Source organism: Loktanella sp. PT4BL (assembly GCF_003201935.1).
GTDB lineage: Bacteria > Pseudomonadota > Alphaproteobacteria > Rhodobacterales > Rhodobacteraceae > Yoonia.
In genome coordinates, this window is record NZ_QJJL01000001.1 from 594,960 (window position 1) to 617,171 (window position 22,212).

General features: G+C 57.3%; 26 protein-coding genes. 19 read left to right on the forward strand and 7 right to left on the reverse strand.

Going from position 1 to position 22,212, the window contains the following annotated elements:
- Position 1: 1 nt before the first annotated feature.
- The 4 genes from C7964_RS02880 to C7964_RS02895 form a co-directional block, all read right to left on the reverse strand.
- Positions 2–664, reverse strand: coding sequence for a class I SAM-dependent DNA methyltransferase (locus tag C7964_RS02880; protein WP_286163725.1), 663 nt, complete (start codon positions 662–664; stop codon positions 2–4).
- Positions 595–1,044: a DUF3429 domain-containing protein gene (locus C7964_RS02885; RefSeq protein ID WP_110278161.1), complete on the reverse strand. Its 450-nt coding sequence runs from the start codon at positions 1,042–1,044 to the stop codon at positions 595–597. Before C7964_RS02885 ends, C7964_RS02880 begins: the two co-directional genes overlap by 70 nt.
- A 5-nt stretch (positions 1,045–1,049) precedes the next feature.
- Positions 1,050–2,000 (reverse strand): 4-hydroxy-3-methylbut-2-enyl diphosphate reductase, encoded by a 951-nt coding sequence (gene ispH / locus C7964_RS02890; RefSeq protein ID WP_110278162.1) that lies wholly within the window; start codon positions 1,998–2,000, stop codon positions 1,050–1,052.
- A gap of 110 nt (positions 2,001–2,110) precedes the next feature.
- Positions 2,111–2,686: a LabA-like NYN domain-containing protein gene (locus C7964_RS02895; protein ID WP_110278163.1), complete on the reverse strand. Its 576-nt coding sequence runs from the start codon at positions 2,684–2,686 to the stop codon at positions 2,111–2,113.
- Positions 2,687–2,797: 111 nt separating this feature from the next.
- Between C7964_RS02895 and folK the strand changes: the two genes are divergently transcribed.
- The 12 genes from folK to recO all read left to right on the forward strand — a co-directional run bounded on the left by folK (position 2,798) and on the right by recO (position 12,123).
- The gene (folK, locus tag C7964_RS02900; RefSeq protein ID WP_110278164.1) at positions 2,798–3,388 is read left to right on the forward strand and encodes a 2-amino-4-hydroxy-6-hydroxymethyldihydropteridine diphosphokinase; all 591 of its coding nucleotides are present in this window, start codon (positions 2,798–2,800) and stop codon (positions 3,386–3,388) included.
- A gap of 100 nt (positions 3,389–3,488) precedes the next feature.
- Positions 3,489–3,842 carry a DNA-directed RNA polymerase subunit omega gene (rpoZ, locus tag C7964_RS02905; protein WP_110278165.1) on the forward strand — a complete coding sequence of 118 codons (354 nt, stop codon included), beginning with the start codon at positions 3,489–3,491 and terminating at the stop codon, positions 3,840–3,842.
- Between the two features lie 40 nt (positions 3,843–3,882).
- Positions 3,883–6,033, forward strand: coding sequence for a RelA/SpoT family protein (locus tag C7964_RS02910; RefSeq protein WP_110278166.1), 2,151 nt, complete (start codon positions 3,883–3,885; stop codon positions 6,031–6,033).
- A 6-nt stretch (positions 6,034–6,039) separates the two neighbouring features.
- A complete protein-coding gene (locus tag C7964_RS02915; protein WP_110278167.1) occupies positions 6,040–6,681 on the forward strand; it encodes a DUF2062 domain-containing protein in 642 nt (213 codons plus the stop codon).
- A gap of 26 nt (positions 6,682–6,707) precedes the next feature.
- Positions 6,708–7,451: a pyridoxine 5'-phosphate synthase gene (locus tag C7964_RS02920; protein WP_110278168.1), complete on the forward strand. Its 744-nt coding sequence runs from the start codon at positions 6,708–6,710 to the stop codon at positions 7,449–7,451.
- Between the two features lie 17 nt (positions 7,452–7,468).
- Positions 7,469–7,930 carry a deaminase gene (locus tag C7964_RS02925; RefSeq protein WP_286163726.1) on the forward strand — a complete coding sequence of 154 codons (462 nt, stop codon included), beginning with the start codon at positions 7,469–7,471 and terminating at the stop codon, positions 7,928–7,930.
- Complete coding sequence (gene acpS / locus C7964_RS02930; protein WP_110278169.1) at positions 7,927–8,328, forward strand: holo-ACP synthase; 402 nt, start codon at positions 7,927–7,929, stop codon at positions 8,326–8,328. Before C7964_RS02925 ends, acpS begins: the two co-directional genes overlap by 4 nt.
- 53 nt (positions 8,329–8,381) lie before the next feature.
- Complete coding sequence (lepB, locus tag C7964_RS02935; RefSeq protein ID WP_110278170.1) at positions 8,382–9,218, forward strand: signal peptidase I; 837 nt, start codon at positions 8,382–8,384, stop codon at positions 9,216–9,218.
- Positions 9,215–9,895 carry a ribonuclease III gene (gene rnc, locus C7964_RS02940; RefSeq protein WP_110278171.1) on the forward strand — a complete coding sequence of 227 codons (681 nt, stop codon included), beginning with the start codon at positions 9,215–9,217 and terminating at the stop codon, positions 9,893–9,895. Before lepB ends, rnc begins: the two co-directional genes overlap by 4 nt.
- Entirely contained in the window at positions 9,892–10,809 is a 918-nt protein-coding gene (gene era, locus C7964_RS02945; RefSeq protein WP_110278172.1) for a GTPase Era, read from the forward strand. The genes rnc and era overlap by 4 nt, the downstream gene beginning before the upstream one ends.
- A complete protein-coding gene (locus C7964_RS02950) occupies positions 10,806–11,132 on the forward strand; it encodes a DUF1491 family protein (RefSeq protein WP_110278173.1) in 327 nt (108 codons plus the stop codon). Before era ends, C7964_RS02950 begins: the two co-directional genes overlap by 4 nt.
- A gap of 265 nt (positions 11,133–11,397) precedes the next feature.
- Positions 11,398–12,123 (forward strand): DNA repair protein RecO, encoded by a 726-nt coding sequence (recO, locus tag C7964_RS02955; RefSeq protein WP_110278174.1) that lies wholly within the window; start codon positions 11,398–11,400, stop codon positions 12,121–12,123.
- Here recO and C7964_RS02960 read toward each other — a convergent pair.
- On the reverse strand, positions 12,120–13,148 hold the full coding sequence (locus C7964_RS02960) for an NAD-dependent epimerase/dehydratase family protein (RefSeq protein WP_110278175.1): 1,029 nt from the start codon (positions 13,146–13,148) through the stop codon (positions 12,120–12,122). The two genes, recO and C7964_RS02960, sit on opposite strands and share 4 nt — an antisense overlap.
- A 57-nt stretch (positions 13,149–13,205) precedes the next feature.
- Positions 13,206–14,891, reverse strand: a complete 1,686-nt coding sequence (locus tag C7964_RS02965; protein ID WP_110278176.1) for an acyl-CoA dehydrogenase family protein — start codon at positions 14,889–14,891, stop codon at positions 13,206–13,208.
- A 147-nt stretch (positions 14,892–15,038) separates the two neighbouring features.
- On the opposite strand from C7964_RS02965, the gene C7964_RS02970 reads away from it, so the two are divergent.
- Complete coding sequence (locus C7964_RS02970) at positions 15,039–15,809, forward strand: sulfite exporter TauE/SafE family protein (protein WP_110278177.1); 771 nt, start codon at positions 15,039–15,041, stop codon at positions 15,807–15,809.
- Between the two features lie 39 nt (positions 15,810–15,848).
- Here the strand turns inward: C7964_RS02970 and C7964_RS02975 are convergent, their stop codons facing one another.
- Positions 15,849–17,447: a phosphoenolpyruvate carboxykinase gene (locus C7964_RS02975; RefSeq protein ID WP_110278178.1), complete on the reverse strand. Its 1,599-nt coding sequence runs from the start codon at positions 17,445–17,447 to the stop codon at positions 15,849–15,851.
- A 313-nt stretch (positions 17,448–17,760) separates the two neighbouring features.
- Here C7964_RS02975 and C7964_RS02980 point away from each other — a divergent pair, with 313 nt between their 5' ends.
- The 6 genes from C7964_RS02980 to C7964_RS03005 are packed head-to-tail and all read left to right on the forward strand — an operon-like array spanning position 17,761 to position 22,211.
- A complete protein-coding gene (locus tag C7964_RS02980) occupies positions 17,761–18,462 on the forward strand; it encodes a response regulator transcription factor (protein ID WP_055295931.1) in 702 nt (233 codons plus the stop codon).
- 3 nt (positions 18,463–18,465) lie between these two features.
- Positions 18,466–20,202, forward strand: coding sequence for a sensor histidine kinase (locus C7964_RS02985; protein WP_110278179.1), 1,737 nt, complete (start codon positions 18,466–18,468; stop codon positions 20,200–20,202).
- An 11-nt stretch (positions 20,203–20,213) separates the two neighbouring features.
- Entirely contained in the window at positions 20,214–20,639 is a 426-nt protein-coding gene (locus C7964_RS02990) for an HPr kinase/phosphorylase (RefSeq protein ID WP_110278180.1), read from the forward strand.
- Positions 20,636–21,553 carry an RNase adapter RapZ gene (gene rapZ, locus C7964_RS02995; RefSeq protein WP_110278181.1) on the forward strand — a complete coding sequence of 306 codons (918 nt, stop codon included), beginning with the start codon at positions 20,636–20,638 and terminating at the stop codon, positions 21,551–21,553. The genes C7964_RS02990 and rapZ overlap by 4 nt, the downstream gene beginning before the upstream one ends.
- Positions 21,550–21,945 carry a PTS sugar transporter subunit IIA gene (locus tag C7964_RS03000; RefSeq protein ID WP_076660942.1) on the forward strand — a complete coding sequence of 132 codons (396 nt, stop codon included), beginning with the start codon at positions 21,550–21,552 and terminating at the stop codon, positions 21,943–21,945. Before rapZ ends, C7964_RS03000 begins: the two co-directional genes overlap by 4 nt.
- Complete coding sequence (locus C7964_RS03005; protein WP_076660943.1) at positions 21,942–22,211, forward strand: HPr family phosphocarrier protein; 270 nt, start codon at positions 21,942–21,944, stop codon at positions 22,209–22,211. Before C7964_RS03000 ends, C7964_RS03005 begins: the two co-directional genes overlap by 4 nt.
- Position 22,212 lies beyond the last annotated feature (1 nt).

Sequence of the window (22,212 nt, forward strand, 5' to 3'; positions counted from 1 at the left end):
ATCAGGTCTTTTGTCCGCGCATGATAACAAAGGGATCAAGCGTGCCGGCAAGACCGGCCTCTGTTCCCTCTTTCATATAGGTCACCTGATAGCCTGCCGAGGTCAGCAGCGCCATAAGCGCATCGACAGTGACGTAGGTGTAGAGCCTGTTGATTTTATCGCGTGCGATACCGGTGCCTGTTTTCATGCCCACATGAATAATGCCGCCCGGTTTGGTTGCCTTGAAGAGGGCATCGAAATGACGCGGTAAATCATCAGGTGCTGCGTGTAGCAGACTAAAATTGGCCCAGATACCGTCGTAGATCTCTTTGCCGTCGATATCGTCAAATTCGCCTAGTCGCGCGGGAAGCCCGAATTTGTCTTTGGCAATCGTGATCATGCCTTGCGATGCGTCCACCGGATCAGGGACCAGCCCAGCGGCACGCATATGCGCCGATGCTGTCCCCGGGCCGCAGCCCAAATCAAGCACATGCCCGCCTTGTGGCATCAGGTCGATGAAAGCTTGCAGCGTCGCATCAGGCGTGTCGCTGGCCACCATCTGCGCATAGTCGGCCGCTTTAGCATCATAGGTCGCAATCGTGCGTGCATCCGCCATCAGAAGACGAGTGGCAGGAACGAGATGATCACGATCGCTGTCAGCAATCCGCGGAGATGCATCCACCATGCCGGCGCCAGACCCAAGCGCCAGAAATGCCAATCCAGCAAAAGCAGGCCAAGAAAACCCACGATCAGGTTTACCGCCGCCGTTGTCGGCCCGCCGCCTGTCATAAAGAACGCCCAAAGCGCAGGGATCACCGACAGGACATAGCTGGCGGTGGCCATCTGCCCTGTGGCTTTCGTTGCAAAGCCCCAAAGGACGCCTGACATAAACGACAGGATAATCGCGCCGTAGAAGAGCTGGACATAGGGGCCGATAAAACGGCCGCCGAGCGTCATTTGCCCCCACATGGCAAGATCAGGCAGCAGCACAGTCGCCGCGCCCCAAAGAAACGGAAGCAGACCTGCGAGGCCAAGGAGAAGTGCGGAGCGCGGGATCGTGTTCATTGTATCTAAGCAGGTTCGCGCAGCACGCGCGGCACTTTGAATTCAACGTTTTCTTCGGCGGTCACGACCATTTCGACGGTGGTGTCATAGCGGTCCTTGAAGGCGTCGATCACTTCGGTGATGAGCACCTCGGGGGCCGATGCACCCGCCGTGATCCCCATTGATGTGATCCCTTCAAGCGCCCGCCAGTCAATATCGGTGGCCCGCTGCACCAGTTGCGCATAATTGCAGCCAGCCCGCGCGCCCACTTCGACCAATCGTTTGGAGTTTGAGGAATTCGGCGCGCCGACGACCAGCATCGCATCGCATTTCGGCGCCATCGCTTTGACCGCTTCCTGCCGGTTGGTGGTGGCGTAGCAGATATCTTCCTTATGCGGCCCGACGATGCCGGGGAAACGGGCGTGAAGGGCCGCGACGATATCGGCGGTGTCATCGACCGAAAGGGTGGTTTGTGTGACAAAGGCCAGCCGAGCGGGATCGCGCACCTCAACGGTGGCGACGTCTTCGACGGTCTCGACCAAAAGCACTTCGCCCTCGGGCAGTTGCCCCATTGTGCCGACTGTTTCAGGGTGACCCTTATGGCCGATCATGATCATTTGCAGGCCGTTATCCGCATGGCGCTGCGCCTCGATATGCACTTTGCTCACAAGCGGGCAGGTCGCGTCAACATAGACCATCTCGCGCTCGGCGGCGGCGGCAGGCACCGCTTTGGGCACGCCATGGGCGGAAAAGATCACGGGGCGGTCATCGGGACATTCGTCCAGCTCTTCCACAAAGACCGCGCCCTTGTCGCGCAGGGCATCAACGACGAATTTGTTATGCACAATCTCGTGGCGCACATAGACGGGTGCGCCCCACTTTTCCAACGCCATCTCGACAATCTTGATGGCGCGGTCAACGCCAGCACAGAAACCGCGCGGGGCGGCGAGATAGAGCTTTAGGGGTGGTTTGGTCATCTTGATCTCCGGTTTCACCACCAGAGGTAAGGGTTTGACGCGGGCAGGTCCAGTATCAGATGCTGCGACGCATTGAGGCGCGGGGAGAATGCGCCTCAATGCGGCGGCATCTAGTCCGCGTCACTTTCATCGTCGTCCTGCGTTTCAACACGTGGTTCACGTGTTGGACGGCCGACGACATCGCGCAATTCGTCGAGTTCGATGAAGTTGTCGGCCTGACGGCGCAACTCGTCCGCGATCATAGGTGGTTGGCTCCTGATTGTTGAAACAACCGACACACGCACGCCTTTGCGCTGCAGCGCCTCGACCAATGGCCGAAAGTCACCGTCGCCCGAAAACAACACGACGTGATCGACATGGGGTGCAAGCTCCATGGCATCGACGGTGAGTTCGATATCCATGTTCCCCTTCACTTTCCGGCGGCCCATGCTGTCAGTATATTCCTTGGCCGGTTTCGTCACCATGGTGAAGCCGTTGTAATTCAGCCAATCCACGAGTGGGCGGATCGGTGAATACTCATCATTCTCCAACAAGGCTGTGTAGTAAAATGCCCGAAGCATTTTCCCGCGGCGCATGAATTCCTGCCGCAGAAGTTTGTAGTCGATGTCAAAACCGAGCGATTTCGCTGCGGCATACAAGTTTGAACCATCGATGAAGAGCGCCAATCGCTCGTCCCGATAAAACATAAGTAGTCCTTCCAAATGCGAACCTTGCGCTATTGTATTTCCGTGAGTGTTGTTAGGTTAACGCAAGTATTTCATCTAAGTAATATATTAAGCAGGTGAGACAACCGCGAAATGATCAGCTCTGAAACCCAAATTGCGCTCATTTGCCTTGGTAGCAACGAAGAATCGGCATGGGGCGATGCTATGGCGACTGTACAAAAAGCTATGCTCAAAGTGGGTGTCCTGTCAGAAATACCCGCGAAGTCCAGCGGTTTGTATGCGACACCCGCCTTTCCTGCCGGTGCCGGACCGGACTTTGTGAACGCTGCCATGATCATCTTCACGACGCTGTCGCCCCTGGCCTTGCTTGAGCATTTGCACCAGATCGAGGCCGCAGCAGGGCGGCAACGCGTCAAGCGGTGGGGGCAACGCACACTTGATCTTGATTTGATTGCTGTCGGGGGTTCGATTCTGCCTGACGCGGAAACCTATGCCTATTGGCGTGATTTGTCGTTGCAGGATCAGCTTGTCGAAACGCCGTCACAGCTCATCCTGCCGCATCCGCGCATGCAGGACCGTGCTTTTGTGCTGGTTCCCTTGTGCGATGTGGCGCCGGATTGGCGGCATCCTGTGCTGGGGCGTTCAGTCGCGCAAATCTGTGCAGACCTGCCTTCGGCCGCCCGCGCCGAGGTCACGCCTTTGATTGCCCCGAACGCGCCATAGAAAACAACGCGCAAACGCCGCGCAGGCCCTTGTCAATCTAAGCGGAAGGTTCTAAGTAGGCGGCTTCCAAAGTCCTTATTACTCGACTGGAGTACGTCCCATGGCCCGCGTCACCGTAGAAGATTGCGTCGATAAAGTTCCAAACCGTTTTGAGCTTGTGATGCTTGCGGCACATCGTGCGCGTGAAATCTCTGCCGGAGCGCCGATCACAGTGAACCGTGATAACGACAAAAACCCTGTCGTGTCCTTGCGCGAGATTGCCGACGAAACCCAGCAAGCGGCTGATCTGCGCGAGCGCATGATCGAGGCCAACCAGTCGCAGATTGAAGTCGACGAGCCGGAAGAAGACAGCATGTCTCTCTTGATGGGCGCCGAGACCGATAAACCTGCTGATGACGATATGTCAGAAGAGAAATTGCTGCGCGCATTGATGGATGCGCAAGGACAGCGTTAAGGTCGCCTCGCCGGCCTGACATAGATAGGCGCGCGACCGGATGACGACTGCAGATGATCTGATCGCGCTGGTCCGCACTTACAATCCAAATTCGAATCACGCCTTGCTGCGCGATGCCTTCGCCTTTGGTGAAGAGATGCACGAAGGGCAATTCCGCCATTCGGGTGAGCCGTATTTCACGCATCCTGTTGCTGTCGCGGGTATTCTGGCCGAACAGCAGATGGACGATGCCACCATCATCACAGCCTTGCTGCACGACACGATTGAAGACACCAAAGCTTCTTTCGCCGAAGTCGAAAAACGCTTTGGCCGCGAGATCGCAGAGCTTGTTGACGGTGTCACCAAGCTTACCAATCTGCAACTGACCTCGACTCAGACCAAACAGGCCGAGAATTTCCGTAAGCTCTTTATGGCGACGTCGCGCGATTTGCGGGTGACCTTGGTCAAACTGGCCGACCGGTTGCACAACATGCGAACGATCAAATCCATGCGCCCTGAAAAACAGGCCCAGAAGGCGCGTGAAACGATGGATATCTTCGCCCCGCTTGCGGGTCGCATGGGTATGCAATGGATGCGCGAAGAGCTCGAGGATCTGTCTTTCCGCGTCCTTAATCCCGAAGGCCGCAATTCGATCATTCGCCGCTTTATCACGCTGCAACGTGAAACCGGCGATGTGATTCAGAAGATCACTGCCGACATGCGTGTCGAAATGGAAAAGGCCAACATCGTGGCCGACGTGGCGGGCCGCGCGAAAAAGCCTTATTCAATCTGGCGCAAGATGCAGGAGAAAGAACAGGGGTTCAGCCGCCTGTCCGATATCTACGGTTTCCGCGTGATCGTGGCGACCGAGGCGGATTGTTACCGCGTTCTGGGCGTCATCCATCAGCGCTGGCGTGCTGTGCCGGGGCGGTTCAAAGACTATATCAGCCAGCCGAAATCCAACGGCTATCGTTCGATCCATACCACCGTGTCGGGCCGTGACGGCAAGCAGGTCGAGGTGCAGATCCGTACCCGCGAGATGCATGAAGTTGCCGAAACAGGCGTTGCTGCGCATTGGTCCTATAAGAACGGTGAACGGGTTGAAAACCGCTTTGCCGTTGATCCGGTGCGCTGGATTTCGTCGCTGACGGAACGTCTGGACGAAGATCAGGACCACGACGAATTCCTCGAAGCCGTCAAGCTCGAGATGTATCAGGACCAGGTGTTCTGCTTTACGCCCAAGGGCGATGTGATCAAGCTGCCGCGCGGGGCGACGCCGATTGATTTTGCCTATGCGATCCACACGCGGATCGGCTCGGCCTGTGTGGGCGCCAAGGTGGACGGGTTGCGCGTGCCGCTTTGGACCCGTCTGAAGAATGGTCAGTCTGTCGAGGTCATTACCGCCGAAGGGCAAACGCCGCAGGCCACTTGGATTGATATCGCGGTCACCGGCCGCGCCAAGACCGCTATTCGCCGCTCGCTCCGCGAAGAAGACCGGGAACGCTTTGTCCGACTGGGGCGCGAACTCGCGCGCGTGGCCTTTGAAAATGTGGGCAAGAAAAGCACCGAAAAGGCGCTCAAGACGGCAGCCAAGGCGCTGGCCATTGATGGCGTCGACGAATTGCTGGCCCGCTTGGGCAGTGCCGAAATCACCGGACGCAAGGTGGTCACCGCGATCTATCCAGAGCTTGAGAATGCGCAGGGCGAAGAGATTGATCAGGGGCGGGCCGTGGTCGGCCTTGCGCCGGATCAGATCCAGCAGCGTGGTGCGTGCTGTCAACCTGTGCCGGGCGAACGGATTGTGGGCATCACCTTTCGTGGTCACGGGGTGGTCGTGCATGCGATTGATTGCGCGGCACTGGTGGATTACGAAGATCAGCCGGAGCGCTGGATCGACCTGCATTGGCAGGAGGGCACACATGGCGCGGTCAACACCGTGACATTCGATGCGACGATCGCGAACGACTCGGGCGTGCTGGGGCGTATTTGCACATTGATTGGCGAACAGAACGCCAATATCTCTGACCTCAAGTTCATTGACCGCAAGCCAGACTATTTTAGATTGTTGATTGATGTCGATTTGCGCGACGCTGAGCATCTGCACCGCGTGCAAACAGCGCTTGAGGCGGAAAGTAATGTGTCGTCAATCAAACGCCACAAAGATCCAGGACTAGCGATCTTGGGAGCGGGTACGCCGCGCAGGGAAGGATGACGAGTATTGGTCTTCAAACGTAGGGATAGACGGGCGATCTGGCAGATCGTGCTGGATTTCTTCTATCCTCGTGGTGGTTGGACCCGTGCCTTCGAGTACGTCAAACATCGCGTCCGCCGTTTGCCCGATACACCGCAGAAAATCAGCCGTGGTATCTGGGCCGGCGTGTTCGTTTGCTTTACACCGCTTTTTGGTCTGCACTTTGTCTTTGCCGCGATCATCGCGCGTTTGATGCGTGGCAATATCCTTGCCGCCCTGATGGCGACGTTCTTTGGCAACCCGCTGACCTTTCCGCCCATCGGCTTTCTGTCGATCAGTCTGGGCTCATGGCTTTTGGGGCTGCCACCCGGCCGCAATGACCATCTTGGTCAAAAGTTCGCTGATGCAAGCTATGACCTCTGGAACAACGTCGTTGCAATATTTACGCCGGACCCGATCAACTGGCGCGGTTTGCAGGTCTTTTATGACGATGTTTTCTTTCCCTATCTGGTGGGCGGCATCCTTCCGGGGCTGATTACCGCAACGATCGCCTATTACCTGGCTGTTCCGGTGATCAGCGCCTATCAGACCCGCCGCAAAAAAGCGCTGCTGGCAAAGCTTGACCAGTTGAAGAAAAAGACATCACCTGAACAAGGATCCGGCCAATAGCCTGACCAACGGAAGGACGAAAAACGATGACAAATGCTTTGCGCCTTGGTGTGAATATTGACCATGTTGCCACTGTCCGCAACGCGCGCGGCGGTGCCATGCCCGATCCTGTGCGCGCAGCGATCATGGCTGAAGCGGCCGGCGCTGACGGGATCACTGCACACTTGCGCGAGGACCGCCGCCACATCACGGACACCGATATCGAAGGCTTGATGGCCGCGCTCAAAGGTCCGTTGAATTTCGAAATGGCCGCTACGGCAGAGATGCAGGCGATAGCCTTGCGTCATAAGCCCCATGCTGTCTGCATTGTGCCGGAAAAGCGCGAAGAGCGCACAACAGAAGGCGGACTGGAGGTCGCGCGCGAGGAAAACGCGCTGGCCCATTATATCGCCCCGCTACGCGACGCCGGATGCCGTGTGTCGATCTTTATCGCCGCCGACCAGCGCCAGATCGAAGCGGCGCATCGCATCGGCGCCGAAGTGATCGAACTGCATACCGGCGCTTATTGCGACGCCCATGCAGAAGGTCGCTTTGATGTGCGCGATGACGAGCTGCGCAAGCTGACGGATATGGCCGCTTTTGCCCATGATCTGGGCCTTGAAGTTCACGCAGGTCATGGTCTGACCTATGACTGCGTCAGCCCAATCGCTGCACTGCCGCAGGTGATGGAACTGAACATCGGGCATTTCATCATCGGTGAAGCGATTTTCCGCGGATTGGGCCCGGCAATTGCCGAGATGCGCCGCATCATGGATGAGGCGCGGGCGTGACAGCCAAGCAGATGACCATGACTAAGGTAGAACAGGACGCGATGCGTGCTGTGACGGATCATGCTTGCGCACTGCATGCGGCAGGCCGCGCCATCGTTTTCACCGCTGCTGTCGTTCTGGACGGTCAAGTTATCGCAACGGCTCGCAACGAAGTGAGTGACAGCGACGACCCCAGCCGCCATGCCGAGGTTGTGGCGATTGCGCAGGCCGCCAAAGCCGCCGGTGATCGCGATCTGTCGGGGGCAACGCTTCTTGCATCCTGTCAGCCGTGCGAGATGTGTCTGGCAACGATGCGCTGGGCCGGGATCGGGCGGGTGATTTTTGCGGCCCAACAGGAAAATATAGCAGATACCTATTTCCGGTTTCCGAAGCTGAAGATTTCGGATTTCCATGCGGCTTGCGACAGGGCGTTCGATTTTTTTGGCGGTGTTCAGGAAGAGCGCGTCGCGCATATCTATGCGGCAAAGGGTGACGCATGATTTTGGGCATTGGCACTGATCTTGCGAATATCGAACGGATACAAGGCACATTGGACCGCTTCGGTGACCGTTTCCGCGATCGCGTGTTCACTGACGTCGAGCAGCGCAAGGCCGAGCGCCGCAAAGACGTGGCGGGCACTTACGCCAAGCGCTGGGCCGCCAAGGAAGCGTGCTCGAAAGCTTTGGGTACGGGCTTGCGGATGGGCATTTCATGGAAGGATATGGCGGTGTCCAATCTGCGCACAGGCCAACCGGTCATGGCTGTCACCGGTTGGGCCAAAGAGCGCCTCGACCAGATGACGCCGGAGGGCCATGAGGCCATTATTCATGTCACGCTGACCGACGATCACCCTTGGGCACAGGCCTTTGTGGTGATCGAGGCACGCCCCATCGCTTGACAGGGCAGTCCCACAGGCTCATGTAGCCACAAACCTATTGCAAGGATCAGAAAATGGCCGAGAAAACAGGATTTATCGCCTGGCTAATTGATACAGTGAAAACCGTATTCTGGGCACTGGTGATTGCCGGCATTTTCCGCACACTCTTTTTTCAGCCGTTCTGGATTCCCTCGGGATCAATGAAAGATACGCTGCTGATCGGTGACTTCCTTTTCGTCAACAAGATGGCTTACGGTTATTCCTATGCATCCTGTCCGTCGATCCGCATTCAGGGGTTGGGCATTGATATCGGTGCGGATGATTTCTGCGGCTTTATCGAGGATCGCGAAGATCGTATCTTCGGTTCGGACCCCGAACGCGGTGATATCGTGGTCTTTCGTCACCCTGTAGACGGCCGGGATTTCATCAAGCGTCTGATCGGTGTCCCTGGCGACCGTATTCAGATGGTCGACGGTGTGCTGCAGATCAATGATGTTCCGGTTCAGGTTGAACCCGCAGGTGTGTTTACCGAAACCATGGCACCACAAGGCCCACTTGGTTTGCGCCCGCAGTGTGCGAACGGTCCGGTCGGCTCCGGCGCTTCTTGTGAAAAGAACCGCGCGATCGAGACGCTGCCGAATGGCGTCAGCCACGCGATCTTGGATATTGGACCGCGTCCGACGGACAACACGGGCGTCTTCACCGTACCGGAAGGGCAGTTCTTCTTCATGGGTGACAACCGCGACAATTCGACCGACAGCCGCGTGTCTCCAGCGGCAAACGGTGTTGGCTTTGTCGAGCGTAAGGATATCGTGGGACGTGCTGACCGTGTGATGTTCTCTTCTGCAGGGCGTTCGATGTTCGCATTCTGGACATGGCGTTCTGACCGTTTTCTCACGGCCCTCGATTGAAGCTCTCAGCCGAACTTTCCGCCTTTTCCAAAAGGCTAGGGTATAGTTTCCAAACGCCCGAGTTGCTGATCCGGGCGGTGACCCATTCGTCCATCGTCAGCCCGCACCGGGATGACAACCAGCGGCTCGAGTTCTTGGGTGACCGTGTCTTGGGGCTCGTTATGGCCGAGGCGCTACTTGCGGCTGACCCTTCTGCGCCAGAAGGCCTGCTTGCTCCGCGCTATAACGCGTTGGTGCGCCGCGAGGCCTGTGCGGATGTGGCGCGCCAGATTGATCTGGGGGCGGTGCTGAAACTGGGGCGCTCCGAGATGAAATCGGGCGGTCGCCGGAAAGAGGCGCTGCTTGCCGATGCGATGGAAGCGGTCATTGCGGCGATATATCAGGACGGCGGTTTCGACGCCGCACGTGCTGCCATTCTACGGTTATGGGGCGCGCGGATCACCAACGTCGCCGATGATGCGCGCGATGCCAAAACCGCCCTGCAGGAATGGGCGCAGGCCCGCGGTGAGGTGCCACCGCAGTATATCGAGGTGGGCCGCACTGGACCTGACCACCAGCCTATGTTTACCATTGAGGTGCGCTTGGCATCTGGCGCATCCGAGCAGGCCACAGCCGGCTCAAAACGCCAGGCCGAACAAGCGGCGGCAAGCGCTCTTTTAAAGAAAGTCGATCAATGACTGACGTCCCAACCAAAGCCGGATTTGTCGCCCTGATCGGCGAACCCAATGCCGGAAAGTCGACGCTTCTGAACCGCATGGTCGGCGCGAAAGTGTCGATTGTGACCCATAAGGTCCAAACCACCCGCGCCCGTATTCGCGGTGTGGCTATGGCGGAAAACGCGCAGTTGATCTTTATCGACACACCCGGCCTGTTCAAACCGCGCCGCCGCCTTGATCGGGCGATGGTGGCCGCTGCTTGGGGCGGGGCCGCCGATGCGGATGTTGTGGTCTTGATGATCGAGGCGCACCGTGGTGTCACCCCAGGTGTGAAGGCGATTTTGGAAACCCTGTCCGAGCGGTCAGGCAAATCGCCGGTGGCCCTTGCGATCAACAAGATCGACAAAGTGAAATCCGAAGTGCTGCTTGCACTGACGAAAGAGATGAATGAGGCGTTTCCCTTCGCCGAGACATTCATGATCTCGGCGGAACGTGGCCATGGCTGTGACGCGCTGCGCGACTGGCTGGTCACACAGGTGCCCGAGGGCCCGTATCTTTACCCTGAAGACCAGATTGCCGATCTGCCAATGCGCATGATCGCCGCCGAGATGACCCGCGAAAAACTGACCCTGCGTCTGCATCAGGAGCTGCCTTACGAGTTGACGGTTGAAACCGAAAACTGGGAAGAGCGCCCCGATGGATCGGCGCGCATTGACCAGCTGATCTATGTCGCGCGCGACGGTCATAAAGGCATTGTCCTGGGCAAAGGCGGCGAGACCGTCAAGGCGATCAGTCAGGCTGCACGGATAGAGCTTGAAGAATTCCTTGGTCGTCGTGTCCATTTGTTTGTGAAGGTCAAGGTTCGCCCCAACTGGCTGGAAGACGCCGAACGGTATTCCGAGATGGGGCTTGATTTCAAAGACGGCAACGCTTGAAGCTGACGGCGGACATCTGGGTCTCGGCCTATCTGACGCGGCTGCGCCTGACTGAAATTCCCGCCTTTGTGGTTCAGCGCGGCGACAGCACCGCAGGTGCCGTCTTGGTCAAGCTGAATACACTGGATGGGCAGGCCTGCTGCTATCAGCGCAGCTTTGATCTGATGACCGGCGAACGCAAATGGATGGTGCTGGTTGAGGGCGATGAGGCGGAGGTTGACGCCTCGATCGTCAGGCAGCGTGGCTTTGATCCGGATTTGTGGGTGATCGAGGTGGAAGATCGCCAAGGACGTCACCTGCTGGATGAACCGGGGTTAGATTGACTTTTATGCCTCCGGCGGGAGTATTTTTGGCAAGATGATAAGACATCTTTAACCAAGTCATCCGAGACTGCTGTCACGGTACAGGCTGGAGAGCCGATGGCCACGCGAGGTGATGAGCTTTGGTTCGTCTCTGGGGCAAGGTGGTCGTTATCATCTTGCCCCAAATACTCCCCCGTCGGAGGCGACGCACCTGTGCAGGCAACGCGGCGCTTGCAACTGCGCCGATCCCGGTCTGTTATGCGCAAATGAAACGGACGTTTTCCCTATGATTGAATGGCGAGATGAAGCCGCACTTCTGTCGTCGCGCCCCTTTGGTGAGAACTCTGTAATCATCGAGGTGTTCAGCGCGGCACATGGCCGTCATGCGGGCGTTGTGCGTGGCGGGACCAGTCGCAAGCTGGCACCAGTCCTGCAACCCGGTGCGCAAGTGGCGGTGGCCTGGAAAGCGCGGCTGGATAGCCATCTTGGGAGCTTTACGGTTGAGCCGATCCGAAGCCGTGCAGCGGTGGCGATGGGTGACAGGCTCGCTTTGGCGGGGCTGAATGCGGTGTGTAGCCTCTTGACCATGGTCTTGCCGGAACGCGAGACACACGGCCCGCTCTATGATCGCACGATCGGGCTGCTTGATCTTTTAGGGCAGTCCGAGATCTGGCCATTGGCCTATCTGCGCTGGGAACAGGCGCTTTTGGAGGAAATGGGATTTGGCCTTGATCTCTCGGCCTGTGCCGTGCGCGGTGTGAATGAAGACCTCGTCTTTGTGTCTCCGAAATCGGGCCGTGCTGTCAGCCGCGAGGCTGCGGGTGAATGGGCCGACCGCATGCTTCCGCTGCCGCCGGTATTAGCCGGGAAGGGGGATGCCTCAAATCCCGAGATCGCCAAGGCGCTGGGGACCACAGGTTATTTCATCGAACATCGTCTGATCAAAAGCCTGGGCGAGCGCCCGATGCCAGGTGCCCGTGCGCGGCTGGTTGATGCGATCATGCGGGCCTAGGCCGGTTTGTTGTCGATTAGATAGGCCGCTGTCTCAACGGCAGACTTATGCGCTTGTCGCATTCCACGCCCCAGTGTGGCAATTGCGCGCGCGTTATTCAGCTTGTCCACACGCCCGAGGCCCGGGGTGATGGATTTGATCGCTGGGTCGAAAATTGCCAGAAACCGCACGACGAAATCGGGTGCGACACGGGTCACGATCCTGCGGTCAGGATAGGCTGTCTTGATCGCTTTTGCCAAATCGACGAAGCGCATGAACCTGTCGACTGTCATGATCCGTTGGCCGTATGTTTGCGGCTTGTCGATTACGGCCACATGCATTTCTGCCACATCACGGACGTCGACAGTGGGGAAACCGAAATTCGGCAACATCGGGTCTTTGGCGCGCAATATCCGTTCAATCACTGAAACGGATGTGCCGAATTTATGGTCGAGTGGCGCGCCAATGACAAAGCCGGGGTTGATGGCTGTCAGGTGCAGGTCGGGCGCAATGTCGCGCACAAAATCCCACGCCGCTTGCTCGGCCAGTGTCTTTGATCGCGTATAGGCAGATGTGTCCGGATCGCTGGGGTCGGTCCAGTTGGTTTCGTCAAAGGATGTGTCCCCTGCGGGCAAGGCGGAGCCGCTGATCGCGGCGGTGGAGGACGTCAGGATCACACGCGAAATACCGGCGTTATGGGCCGCACGCAGTGCACGCAGCGCACCATCAACGGCAGGCCGGATCAGGTCGTCTTCGTTCTTGGGTTGGGTCATTGGGAAGGGTGAGGCGGTATGCATCAGCACGTCCACCCCGTCCATTGCGCTCTCCCAGCCGTCATCCGCTGTCAGGTCCAAGGCGATGAAGGACAGCCTGTCATCAAGCATGGAAGGGTCGCTCAGGTGCGGGCGCAGGGCATCAATCACTTCCGCGCAACGTTCAAGACTGCGGACGGTGCCGCGCACATGATACCCTGCCTCAAGAAGCTGGAGCACGATATACTTGGCGATATAGCCGGATGCGCCGGTCAGCAGGACGGTTTTGGGCACTTGGCGTTCCTTATCACTCACGCGCAACCAATTAGCCGCGCGTGAGGCAAAAGCAACTTAGTCCAGCAAACGGCGTGCAATCACTTGGGCTTGGATTTCGGCCGCACCTTCAAAGATATTCAGAATCCGCGCGTCGCAAAGAATTCGGCTGACTTTATATTCAAGCGCGAAACCGTTGCCGCCATGGATTTGCAGCGCGTTGTCTGCGCAGGCCCAAGCGATGCGCGCGCCCAAGAGTTTCGCCATGCCTGCTTCGAGGTCGCAGCGGCGGTCGTTGTCTTTTTCATGTGCACTGAAATACGTCAGTTGCCGCGCGACCATGATCTCGACCGCCATCATGGCAAGTTTGCCGGCAACACGGGGGAAATGGATCAGGGATTTTCCAAACTGCTTGCGGTCCTGGGCGTATTGCATGCCCACATCCAGTGCGGATTGGGCAACGCCGACAGCACGGGCAGCGGTCTGGATGCGCGCGCTCTCGAAGGTTTGCATCAGCTGCTTGAACCCTTTGCCGGTTTCTCCGCCAAGCAGGTTTTCACCCTTCACTGCAAAGCCGTCAAAGGCTAGTTCGTATTCCTTCATGCCGCGATAGCCCAGCACCTCAATCTCGCCGCCGGTCATGCCGGGGGTCGGGAAGGGGTTTTCGTCCGTACCGGGTGTTTTTTCAGCCAGGAACATGGACAGGCCGCGATAATCGGTGGTGTCAGGATCGGTGCGCGCCAGCAAAGTCATCACATGCGTGCGCGAGGCGTGGGTGATCCACGTCTTGTTGCCGGTCACTTCCCAGTCGTCGCCTTTCCTGACGGCGCGGGTGCGCAGGCTGCCAAGGTCGGACCCTGTGTTGGGCTCTGTGAAAACGGCCGTCGGCAGGATCTCGGCCGATGCAAGGCCGGGGAGCCATTTCTGTTTTTGCTCTTCGGTGCCGCCGCAGAGGATCAGCTCTGCTGCGATTTCCGAACGTGTCCCGAGCGAACCGACGCCGATATAACCGCGCGACAATTCTTCTGACACCACACACATTGACGCTTTGGAAAGGCCGAAGCCGCCGTATTCTTCCGGTATCGTCAGACCGAAGACGCCCATCTCGGCCATCTCGTCGATGATCTCGAGCGGGATCAATTCGTCTTTGAGGTGCCACTCGTGGGCGTGTGGTTCAATGCGGTCGATGCTGAAACGGCGGAACTGCTCGCGGATCATCTCAAGCTCGTCATCAAGGCCGGAAGCCCCGACGGTGATATTGGCCGACTGCTCTTCCATCAGCGTAACAAGCCGCATGCGGGCGGCCTGCGTGTTGCCGGACCGCGTCAACGTCATGACGGCGGGTTCCATCAGTGCGGGCATGTCATCCTGGTTTAGTCCGATGTCTTGCAGGCGCAGAATTTCTCCTTGGCTCATCGGGATGCCGCCAGAGATTTGCGCCAGATATTCGCCAAAGGCGATCTGGTGCAGCAACTGCTCAACTTCGCCAAATTTGCCCTCGGCCTGCAGACGTTCGGCCCACTTCTGCATTTGCTGCAAAGACTGTGCGTAGGTCGCCAGCCATGCCAGACCATGTGCTGCGGTCTGGTTCTCTTCGATCAGCGCACCCGAGATGCGCGCGCCGTCGGTGACAATCGCGCGCACAGCTTCCTTGGCGCGTGCAAGCACGTCTTCGACCGCAGGAATGGAGGCAGCGGTGAGCGCCAAAAGGTCGCCCAGTAGGGGGCTTTGGTTCAACGTCATATCCTGTCCATCATGCGGCATTTTTCGACTCCGTTCAATTTGCAGGTGCAGAGATAATCATAATGCAGTTGCAGCGCAATAAATATTCACAAATATATCATTAAACGAACAAAAGTGTCGCAGCGAATTTCCTGCTGGCATGCTGTATCCAATGTCGTAAGAGACTATATGCCTGAATTTTCGCCTCTTCTCACCCCTATGATTTTTCTTTTCGCCTTTGCAGTTACGATGCTGGGCGGATTTGTCAAAGGTGCCGTTGGGTTCGCAATGCCGCTGATCATGATTTCCGGCATGGGTATTCTGATTCCACCTGAACTGGTTGTTGCTGGCATTGTTTTTCCCATCGTGATCAGCAATGCGCTACAGGTAGCGCGTTCGGGGTTTGGCAATGCACAGGCAGCTCTGAAAGATCACTGGCGCTACGTGCTGGTGGTTTGCGTGATGATCCTTGTGGCAGCGCAATTTGTACGCAGCATCCCCGGCAATGTCATGTTTATCGTGCTTGGCGTGCCGGTTGTCGGTCTCTGCATTATTCAACTCGTCGGGTGGCGCCCTCAGATCTCACCACGATGGCGGCGGCCTTTTGAATGGATTGCAGGCGCACTGGCAGGAACGCTCGGCGGACTGGCAGGAACGTGGGGACCACCCACAGTTCTGTATCTGCTTGCATTGAACACACCGCGTTCAAGCCAGATGTCTGTGCAGGGTGTGATTTACGGGCTCGGGTCCGTGATGCTTTTACTGGGGCATCTGCAGTCAGGCATCTTGAATGCCCAGACATGGGGATTTTCCGCAGCACTTGTATTGCCTGCACTGATAGGAATGTGGCTCGGGTTCCGTTTGGGTGACCGCTTTGATCAAGAGCGATTCCGGCGTGTCACGCTTTGGGTACTCGTGATTGCAGGCGTCAACCTGATCCGGCGCGGGCTGATGGGGTAGGGAAGGGGGAAGGTGGATCAAGATCCACCTTACGTTATTTTACCCGATTGCAGCTGCTTTGACGTCGTCATCAATGAAAGGGACGTACTTTTCAAAGTTGTCGCTGAACATTGTGACCAGCTTGGCCGCTTGTTTATCATAGGCTTCTTTATCTGCCCATGTGTCACGCGGGTTCAGCAGCTTATCGTCGACACCATCCACGGATATCGGCACTTCAAATCCGAAGTGGGCATCCTTGCGGAAGGTGCTTTCGATCAGTGTCCCGTCGAGCGCCGCAGACAGAAGCGCACGTGTTGCCTTGATCGGCATCCGTGATCCTGTTCCGTATGCACCGCCTGTCCAGCCGGTGTTCACAAGCCAGCATGTTGCACCATGGCTTGCGATTTTCGAGCGGAGCAGGTTGCCGTAAACCTCAGGACGGCGCGGCATAAAGGGGGCGCCAAAGCAGGTGCTGAATGTGGGTTCGGGCTCGGTTACACCGCGTTCTGTGCCGGCAACCTTTGATGTGAAACCGGACAGGAAGTGATACATCGCCTGCGCTGGCGTAAGTCGCGCGATCGGAGGCAGCACGCCGAAAGCATCGCAGGTCAGCATGATGATATTCTTGGGGTGACCGCCCAAGGCCGTTTCAGACGCATTGGAAATGTAGTTGAGCGGGTAGGCACAACGCATGTTTGCAGTCAGGCTGTCGTCTTCAAAGTCCAGTTCCAGCGTCTCAGGATCGAAAACCATGTTTTCGATCACCGTATGCGGCATAGAGCAGGTGGCGTAGATTTCCGGCTCTGCTTCGGGGTCGAGGCCGATTGTTTTGGCGTAGCAGCCACCTTCGAAGTTGAAAGTGCCGCGCTCGGACCAGCCGTGTTCATCGTCACCGATCAGAACCCGGGTTGGATCAGCGGAAAGCGTTGTTTTACCTGTCCCTGATAAGCCGAAGAATACGGCTGTGTCGACCGGATTGCCCGGGGCATGGTTGGCCGAGCAGTGCATGGGCATGATGCCCTTTTCAGGCAGCAGGTAGTTGAGCAGGGTGAAAACGGACTTTTTGTTTTCGCCCGCGTATTCCGTGCCACCAATCAGGATCAGCTTGGCCTCAAAATTCAGTGCGATGACAGTCTCGGACCGGCATCCGTGCTTTTCGGGGTCTGCCTGGAACGTGGGGCAGTTGATGATTGTGAAATCCGGCACAAAGGTTTCAAGCTCTGCTGCGTCCGGGCGGCGCAGCAGGTGGCGGATGAACAATCCATGCCAAGCCAGTTCAGTCACAACGCGCACATCAAGACGATGTGCCGGGTCGGCGCCACCAAACAAATCTTGCACGTTGTAGGTGCCGCCTTTCATGTGCTCCAGCATATCCGCGTAGAGCACATCAAATTTCGCGGGGTCCATCGGGGGGTTGTTCTCCCACCAGATCGTATCAACGACGCCATCGGTTTTGACGACGAACTTGTCTTTGGGCGAGCGTCCTGTGTGCTTGCCTGTGGTGACAAGGAATGTTCCGCCTTTGCCTGTCACACCTTCACCCGCCGCAACGGCTGCCTCGTGCAGTTCGGCCTCAGAGCGGTTGTAATAGACATAACCCAGCCCTGTGATGCCTTGATCCTCAAGTTTCATCGATGGGTTGACCGTACCTTGGTCCATGGGTTCGCTCCTTTTTGAAATGGCCGACGTGGCTAGCGATGCACATCCATAGCACCAAGTTTTCAAGGGCCGATACCCTCGTTTCGCATCGTTAGCGCAACCAATCCGATGTTAGCGCAACCAATATGCCGGATGGGCCGGATGCGGCCGGAATAATGTCAGGGGGATTTCCGTATTCTCGGCAAAAGTACCGCAAATATGGCATTTTCGTGGCGTAGGATGAGTTAAGTGTTGATTCGCTTAGGTAAAACGTTGAAAAGTCTCAGTCAGCGCCTCGAAGAGCGCCGAGCATATCGAAAGAAGGGTTTCCACCATGTCGAGAATTGCACTTGTAGACGATGACAGGAACATCCTCACGTCCGTTGCCATGACACTAGAGGCGGAGGGTTTCGAGGTCGAGACCTATAATGACGGTCTCTCAGCGCTCGAGGCTTTCAACAAACGGATGCCTGACATGGCTGTTTTGGACATCAAAATGCCACGGATGGACGGAATGGATTTGTTGCAAAGACTGCGACAAAAAACCTCCATGCCCGTTATTTTCCTGACTTCCAAGGACGATGAGATCGACGAAGTGCTTGGTTTGCGCATGGGCGCTGACGATTACGTAAAAAAGCCATTTTCTCAGCGTTTACTCGTCGAACGAATCCGCGCGCTCTTGCGCAGGCAAGATGCGATTGCGGGCGAAGAGATTGAGGAAACCGAAGACACCAAAGTGATGGTCCGCGGTGAGTTGGTGATGGATCCGCTCCGTCACGCAGTGAAATGGAAAGGGAGAGACGTATCCCTAACGGTGACGGAATTCTTGTTGTTGCAGGCGCTGGCCCAGCGGCCCGGCTTTGTCAAAAGCCGGGATCAGTTGATGGATGTTGCCTATGATGACCAAGTTTACGTGGACGATCGGACGATCGACAGCCACATCAAGCGGCTGCGGAAAAAGATGCGTAACACAGATGACGAGTTCTCTGCGATCGAGACCCTTTACGGAATCGGGTACCGCTACAACGAAGAGTAAGCCATGACGGCTTCGCCCAAAATTGACGTACGCGACCTCAAGTCCGTGCGCGCAGCGGCGCGTACGCCTGATCTTGTGCTCGGCGATGATTGGGTCGATCCGGACTTTGTCACCGAAGAGATCGAAGTTGACGAGATTCCGGGCGGGCGTTTGTTCGCACTGCGGCGGTCGCCAATTGCACGCAAGATTATCACCTTCAACCTGATCGCTTTGATCATGCTGATTTCCGGCGTGCTTTATCTCAGCCCCTCGCGTGACAGCCTCGCATTTCAGCGTGCCAACGGATTGGTCAACGAGGCGCAGTTGATTGCCGATGTTTTTGAAGGGCAGCTGCCCAGAATTGCGCCGGTGAACCTCGTCACTGCTGACGGGATCAATCCGACAGCCACATTGGAAGGTCTGAATCTGCGGGGCGGGGTCGAGGTTTCGGTTTTTGCGCCAGATACCACATTGGTGGCGCGCGCAAGCGGCAGCCTCAACCAAGAACAGATTGCCGAGTTGGAAGCGCAAACCGGTGGAACGTTCATTCTCGATTTCCTTGTTTCGGTTTGGGATGGGCTGATCAGCCTTGGCTCGTTCGGACAGGAAGACGTTAGCGAGCAGGATGCGCTCGTGCGGCTGTCACAAGAGAATGTACAAGACGCGATCCTGAACGGCACCCAACTGGAAGCGTCGCAAATCAACGGTGCGACAACTTTTATCGTCACAACGCCGATCATGCGCAACGATGTGGCCGTGGGGGTAATCGCTGTTACAACAGCCGCTGGCGAGGTTGACAGCCTTGTCCGCCGCGAACGCGAGCAATTCCTGCGCCTGTTCTTTGTGGGTATTCTGGTCAGTGTGGGTCTCAGTCTGGTTCTTGCCTCGACCATCGCCAATCCACTGGCACAACTGGCCACTGCCGCAGAGGCTAGTCAGGAAAAGAATGCGCGCAAAATGTCCCCCGGCCGTGTCCGTATCCCTGATTTGAGCGGGCGCCCTGACGAAATCGGCCGTTTGTCCGCGGCACTGCGCAGCATGGTGTCGGCCCTTTACGAACGGATCGAGGGAAACGAGCAGTTTGCCGCAGATGTGGCGCATGAGATCAAGAACCCCTTGGCCTCGCTGCGATCTGCTGTGGGCACGATGCGCGTGGCCAAACGCGACGATCAACGCGAGCGTTTGCTGGAAGTGATCGAACATGATGTGAAGCGTTTGGACCGTCTTGTCAGCGATATCTCGAACGCGTCACGGCTCGACAGCGAGCTTGTCAAGGAAGAGGAGGAGTCCTTCGACCTGATCAAGATGCTTGGAAATATCGGTGAATTCCTTGGCAAGGACGCCAGGCTTCGTGGCGTTGATTTCGTCACTGACCTGCCCGAAGGTACGCTTATGGTCCAGGGCCTCGAAGGGCGGATGGCGCAGGTCTTTGTCAATCTGATCACAAATGCGATTTCGTTCTGTGACAAAGGCGATGCAATCCGCATCTGGGCGCGCACCCGTCAGAACCGGGTGCTGGTGGTGGTCGAAGATACTGGCCCCGGCATTCCTGATGATGCGTTGACCAAGATTTTCCAACGCTTCTATTCCGAGCGCCCCGAAGGACAGTTCGGCAACAACTCCGGCCTAGGTTTGGCGATCTCCAAGCAGATCGTAGAGGCCCACGGTGGCGCAATCTGGGCCGAGAATATCCGGCCAACAGATGCTGACCCAACATCTGAGCCGTTGGGTGCCCGTTTTGTTGTTGGCCTGCCGATCTAGGGGCATCCGTTATGGCAGCATCCCGAACCCTGCACGCGACCTGTGTGGCTTGGGCCGATCGCGCCGTCATTATCGTGGGGAAATCAGGGTCGGGTAAATCTTCCTTGGGGCTGCAGCTTATGGCGCTGGGCTGTAAACTGGTCGCGGATGATGGCGTGCGCCTCATGTCGGAGCACGGTCTTGTGTTCGCGCAGGCACCGGACACCATCAAAGGGCTAATAGAAGCACGCGGTATCGGCATCTTGAATGCAGAAGTGCAGAGCCGCGCAAGGGTTGTTTTGGTGGTAGACCTTGATCAATCCGAAACCGCGCGCATGCCCGAGGCGCGGTTTTTTGAACTACTGGGACATAATCTCCCCTTGATATGCCGCGTGGACGCGCCACACTTTGCTGCAGCAGTATTGCAAATTCTCAAATCCGGTTGGAGCGATCGATGACCAATGCGGGAGCAGCCCCAGAAGATCAGGCCGCGAGTGTGGTCTTGGTCACCGGTCCATCCGGTGCCGGGCGCTCGACGGCAATCAGGGCGCTTGAGGACTTGGGCTATGAGGTGATTGACAACCTGCCTTTGTCGCTCTTGCCGCGCTTGCTGGATGGTCCGCCGCCCGTGCGTCCGCTGGCTCTGGGTATTGATGTCCGCAACCGTGATTTCAGCATCAGTGCGTTGATCGACACAATTGACCGGCTGACAGGCAAGGGGCAGTTTCCGGCGCAGGTTCTCTATATGGATGCCAATGAGGAAGAGCTTGTGCGCCGCTATTCCGAAACGCGGCGGCGGCATCCTTTGGCCCCGGCTGGTCCGCCGCTTGCCGGTATTCAGGCCGAGCGGGACCTCTTGATCCCTATCCGTGCGCGTGCCGATGTGCTGATTGATACGACGGGCATGTCGCCCCATGACGCGAAGGCTGAGGTTGAGCGATGGTTCAGGACAGGCGAGGGCGGTGCCAAGCTTGGCGTGACATTGCATTCTTTTTCTTACAAACGCGGTCTGCCGCGTGGCATGGACATCGTGATTGATTGCCGTTTTCTGCAAAACCCCCATTGGGAAGAAGACCTGCGTGTCCTTGACGGCCGCGATCCTGCCGTGGCGGCCTATGTCGCGGCTGATCCGCGCTTTCCGCCGTTTTTTGCCCAGATTAAGGGCCTCGTGGATTTGCTTCTTCCTGCGCATAAGGATGAGGGCAAAGCACACCTCTCGATCGCCTTTGGCTGTACAGGGGGCAAACACCGCTCGGTTGCAATGACAGAACGGCTTGCAGAGGCACTTGCACAAGACGGGTGGCATGTGTCTAAACGACATCGCGAATTAGAGCGGCGCGATGCGCAAGGGAAAAGGGAAGACGTAGTTTGATTGGTATCGTCATCGTGGCGCATGGGGGGTTGGCGCAGGAATATCACGCCGCGGTCGAGCATGTCGTCGGGCCGCAGCCCGGCATGGTCAGTATTGCAATTGGCCCCGAAGATGACCGCGCGGCGAAACAGACCGAGATCTGCCAGGCTGCAGATGATGTCGATACCGGTGACGGTGTAGTCATCGTCACGGATATGTTTGGTGGTTCGCCGACCAACCTTTCGCTCAAGGCCTGTAGCCCGGAAAACCGCCGCATCCTTTATGGAGCAAACCTGCCGATGCTCATCAAACTTGCCAAATCCCGCAAGGCCAGCGTGCCGGATGCTGTCGAAGCGGCCATTGCTGCGGCGCACAAATACATCAATAGTCACAACGGGGGGCTTCCCCAATGACCCAGATGCGTTTGAAGATCGAGAATATCAAAGGTCTGCACGCGCGCGCGTCCGCCAAACTGGTCGAGGTTGTCGAAAGCTTTGATGCCGAGGCCATAGTCAGTAAGGACGGGGAACGCACCAGCGGCGACAGCATCATGGGGCTTTTGATGTTGGCAGCCTCTATCGGAACCTTTATTGACGTGGAAACACGCGGACCGCAGGAAAAAGAGCTTGCTGCGGCAATTGAAAATCTTGTTGCCGATAAATTCGGTGAAGGCGACTGAT

What these genes read in the sequence shown, in the direction of transcription:
- C7964_RS02880 (WP_286163725.1), bottom strand. Translation starts at nt 664, where the DNA reads ATGGTGGATGCATCTCCGCGGATTGCTGACAGCGATCGTGATCATCTC.
- C7964_RS02885 (WP_110278161.1), bottom strand. Translation starts at nt 1,044, where the DNA reads ATGAACACGATCCCGCGCTCCGCACTTCTCCTTGGCCTCGCAGGTCTG.
- ispH (WP_110278162.1), bottom strand. Translation starts at nt 2,000, where the DNA reads ATGACCAAACCACCCCTAAAGCTCTATCTCGCCGCCCCGCGCGGTTTC.
- C7964_RS02895 (WP_110278163.1), bottom strand. Translation starts at nt 2,686, where the DNA reads ATGTTTTATCGGGACGAGCGATTGGCGCTCTTCATCGATGGTTCAAAC.
- folK (WP_110278164.1), top strand. Translation starts at nt 2,798, where the DNA reads ATGATCAGCTCTGAAACCCAAATTGCGCTCATTTGCCTTGGTAGCAAC.
- rpoZ (WP_110278165.1), top strand. Translation starts at nt 3,489, where the DNA reads ATGGCCCGCGTCACCGTAGAAGATTGCGTCGATAAAGTTCCAAACCGT.
- C7964_RS02910 (WP_110278166.1), top strand. Translation starts at nt 3,883, where the DNA reads ATGACGACTGCAGATGATCTGATCGCGCTGGTCCGCACTTACAATCCA.
- C7964_RS02920 (WP_110278168.1), top strand. Translation starts at nt 6,708, where the DNA reads ATGACAAATGCTTTGCGCCTTGGTGTGAATATTGACCATGTTGCCACT.
- C7964_RS02925 (WP_286163726.1), top strand. Translation starts at nt 7,469, where the DNA reads ATGACTAAGGTAGAACAGGACGCGATGCGTGCTGTGACGGATCATGCT.
- acpS (WP_110278169.1), top strand. Translation starts at nt 7,927, where the DNA reads ATGATTTTGGGCATTGGCACTGATCTTGCGAATATCGAACGGATACAA.
- lepB (WP_110278170.1), top strand. Translation starts at nt 8,382, where the DNA reads ATGGCCGAGAAAACAGGATTTATCGCCTGGCTAATTGATACAGTGAAA.
- era (WP_110278172.1), top strand. Translation starts at nt 9,892, where the DNA reads ATGACTGACGTCCCAACCAAAGCCGGATTTGTCGCCCTGATCGGCGAA.
- recO (WP_110278174.1), top strand. Translation starts at nt 11,398, where the DNA reads ATGATTGAATGGCGAGATGAAGCCGCACTTCTGTCGTCGCGCCCCTTT.
- C7964_RS02965 (WP_110278176.1), bottom strand. Translation starts at nt 14,891, where the DNA reads ATGCCGCATGATGGACAGGATATGACGTTGAACCAAAGCCCCCTACTG.
- C7964_RS02970 (WP_110278177.1), top strand. Translation starts at nt 15,039, where the DNA reads ATGCCTGAATTTTCGCCTCTTCTCACCCCTATGATTTTTCTTTTCGCC.
- C7964_RS02975 (WP_110278178.1), bottom strand. Translation starts at nt 17,447, where the DNA reads ATGGACCAAGGTACGGTCAACCCATCGATGAAACTTGAGGATCAAGGC.
- C7964_RS02980 (WP_055295931.1), top strand. Translation starts at nt 17,761, where the DNA reads ATGTCGAGAATTGCACTTGTAGACGATGACAGGAACATCCTCACGTCC.
- C7964_RS02985 (WP_110278179.1), top strand. Translation starts at nt 18,466, where the DNA reads ATGACGGCTTCGCCCAAAATTGACGTACGCGACCTCAAGTCCGTGCGC.
- C7964_RS02990 (WP_110278180.1), top strand. Translation starts at nt 20,214, where the DNA reads ATGGCAGCATCCCGAACCCTGCACGCGACCTGTGTGGCTTGGGCCGAT.
- rapZ (WP_110278181.1), top strand. Translation starts at nt 20,636, where the DNA reads ATGACCAATGCGGGAGCAGCCCCAGAAGATCAGGCCGCGAGTGTGGTC.
- C7964_RS03005 (WP_076660943.1), top strand. Translation starts at nt 21,942, where the DNA reads ATGACCCAGATGCGTTTGAAGATCGAGAATATCAAAGGTCTGCACGCG.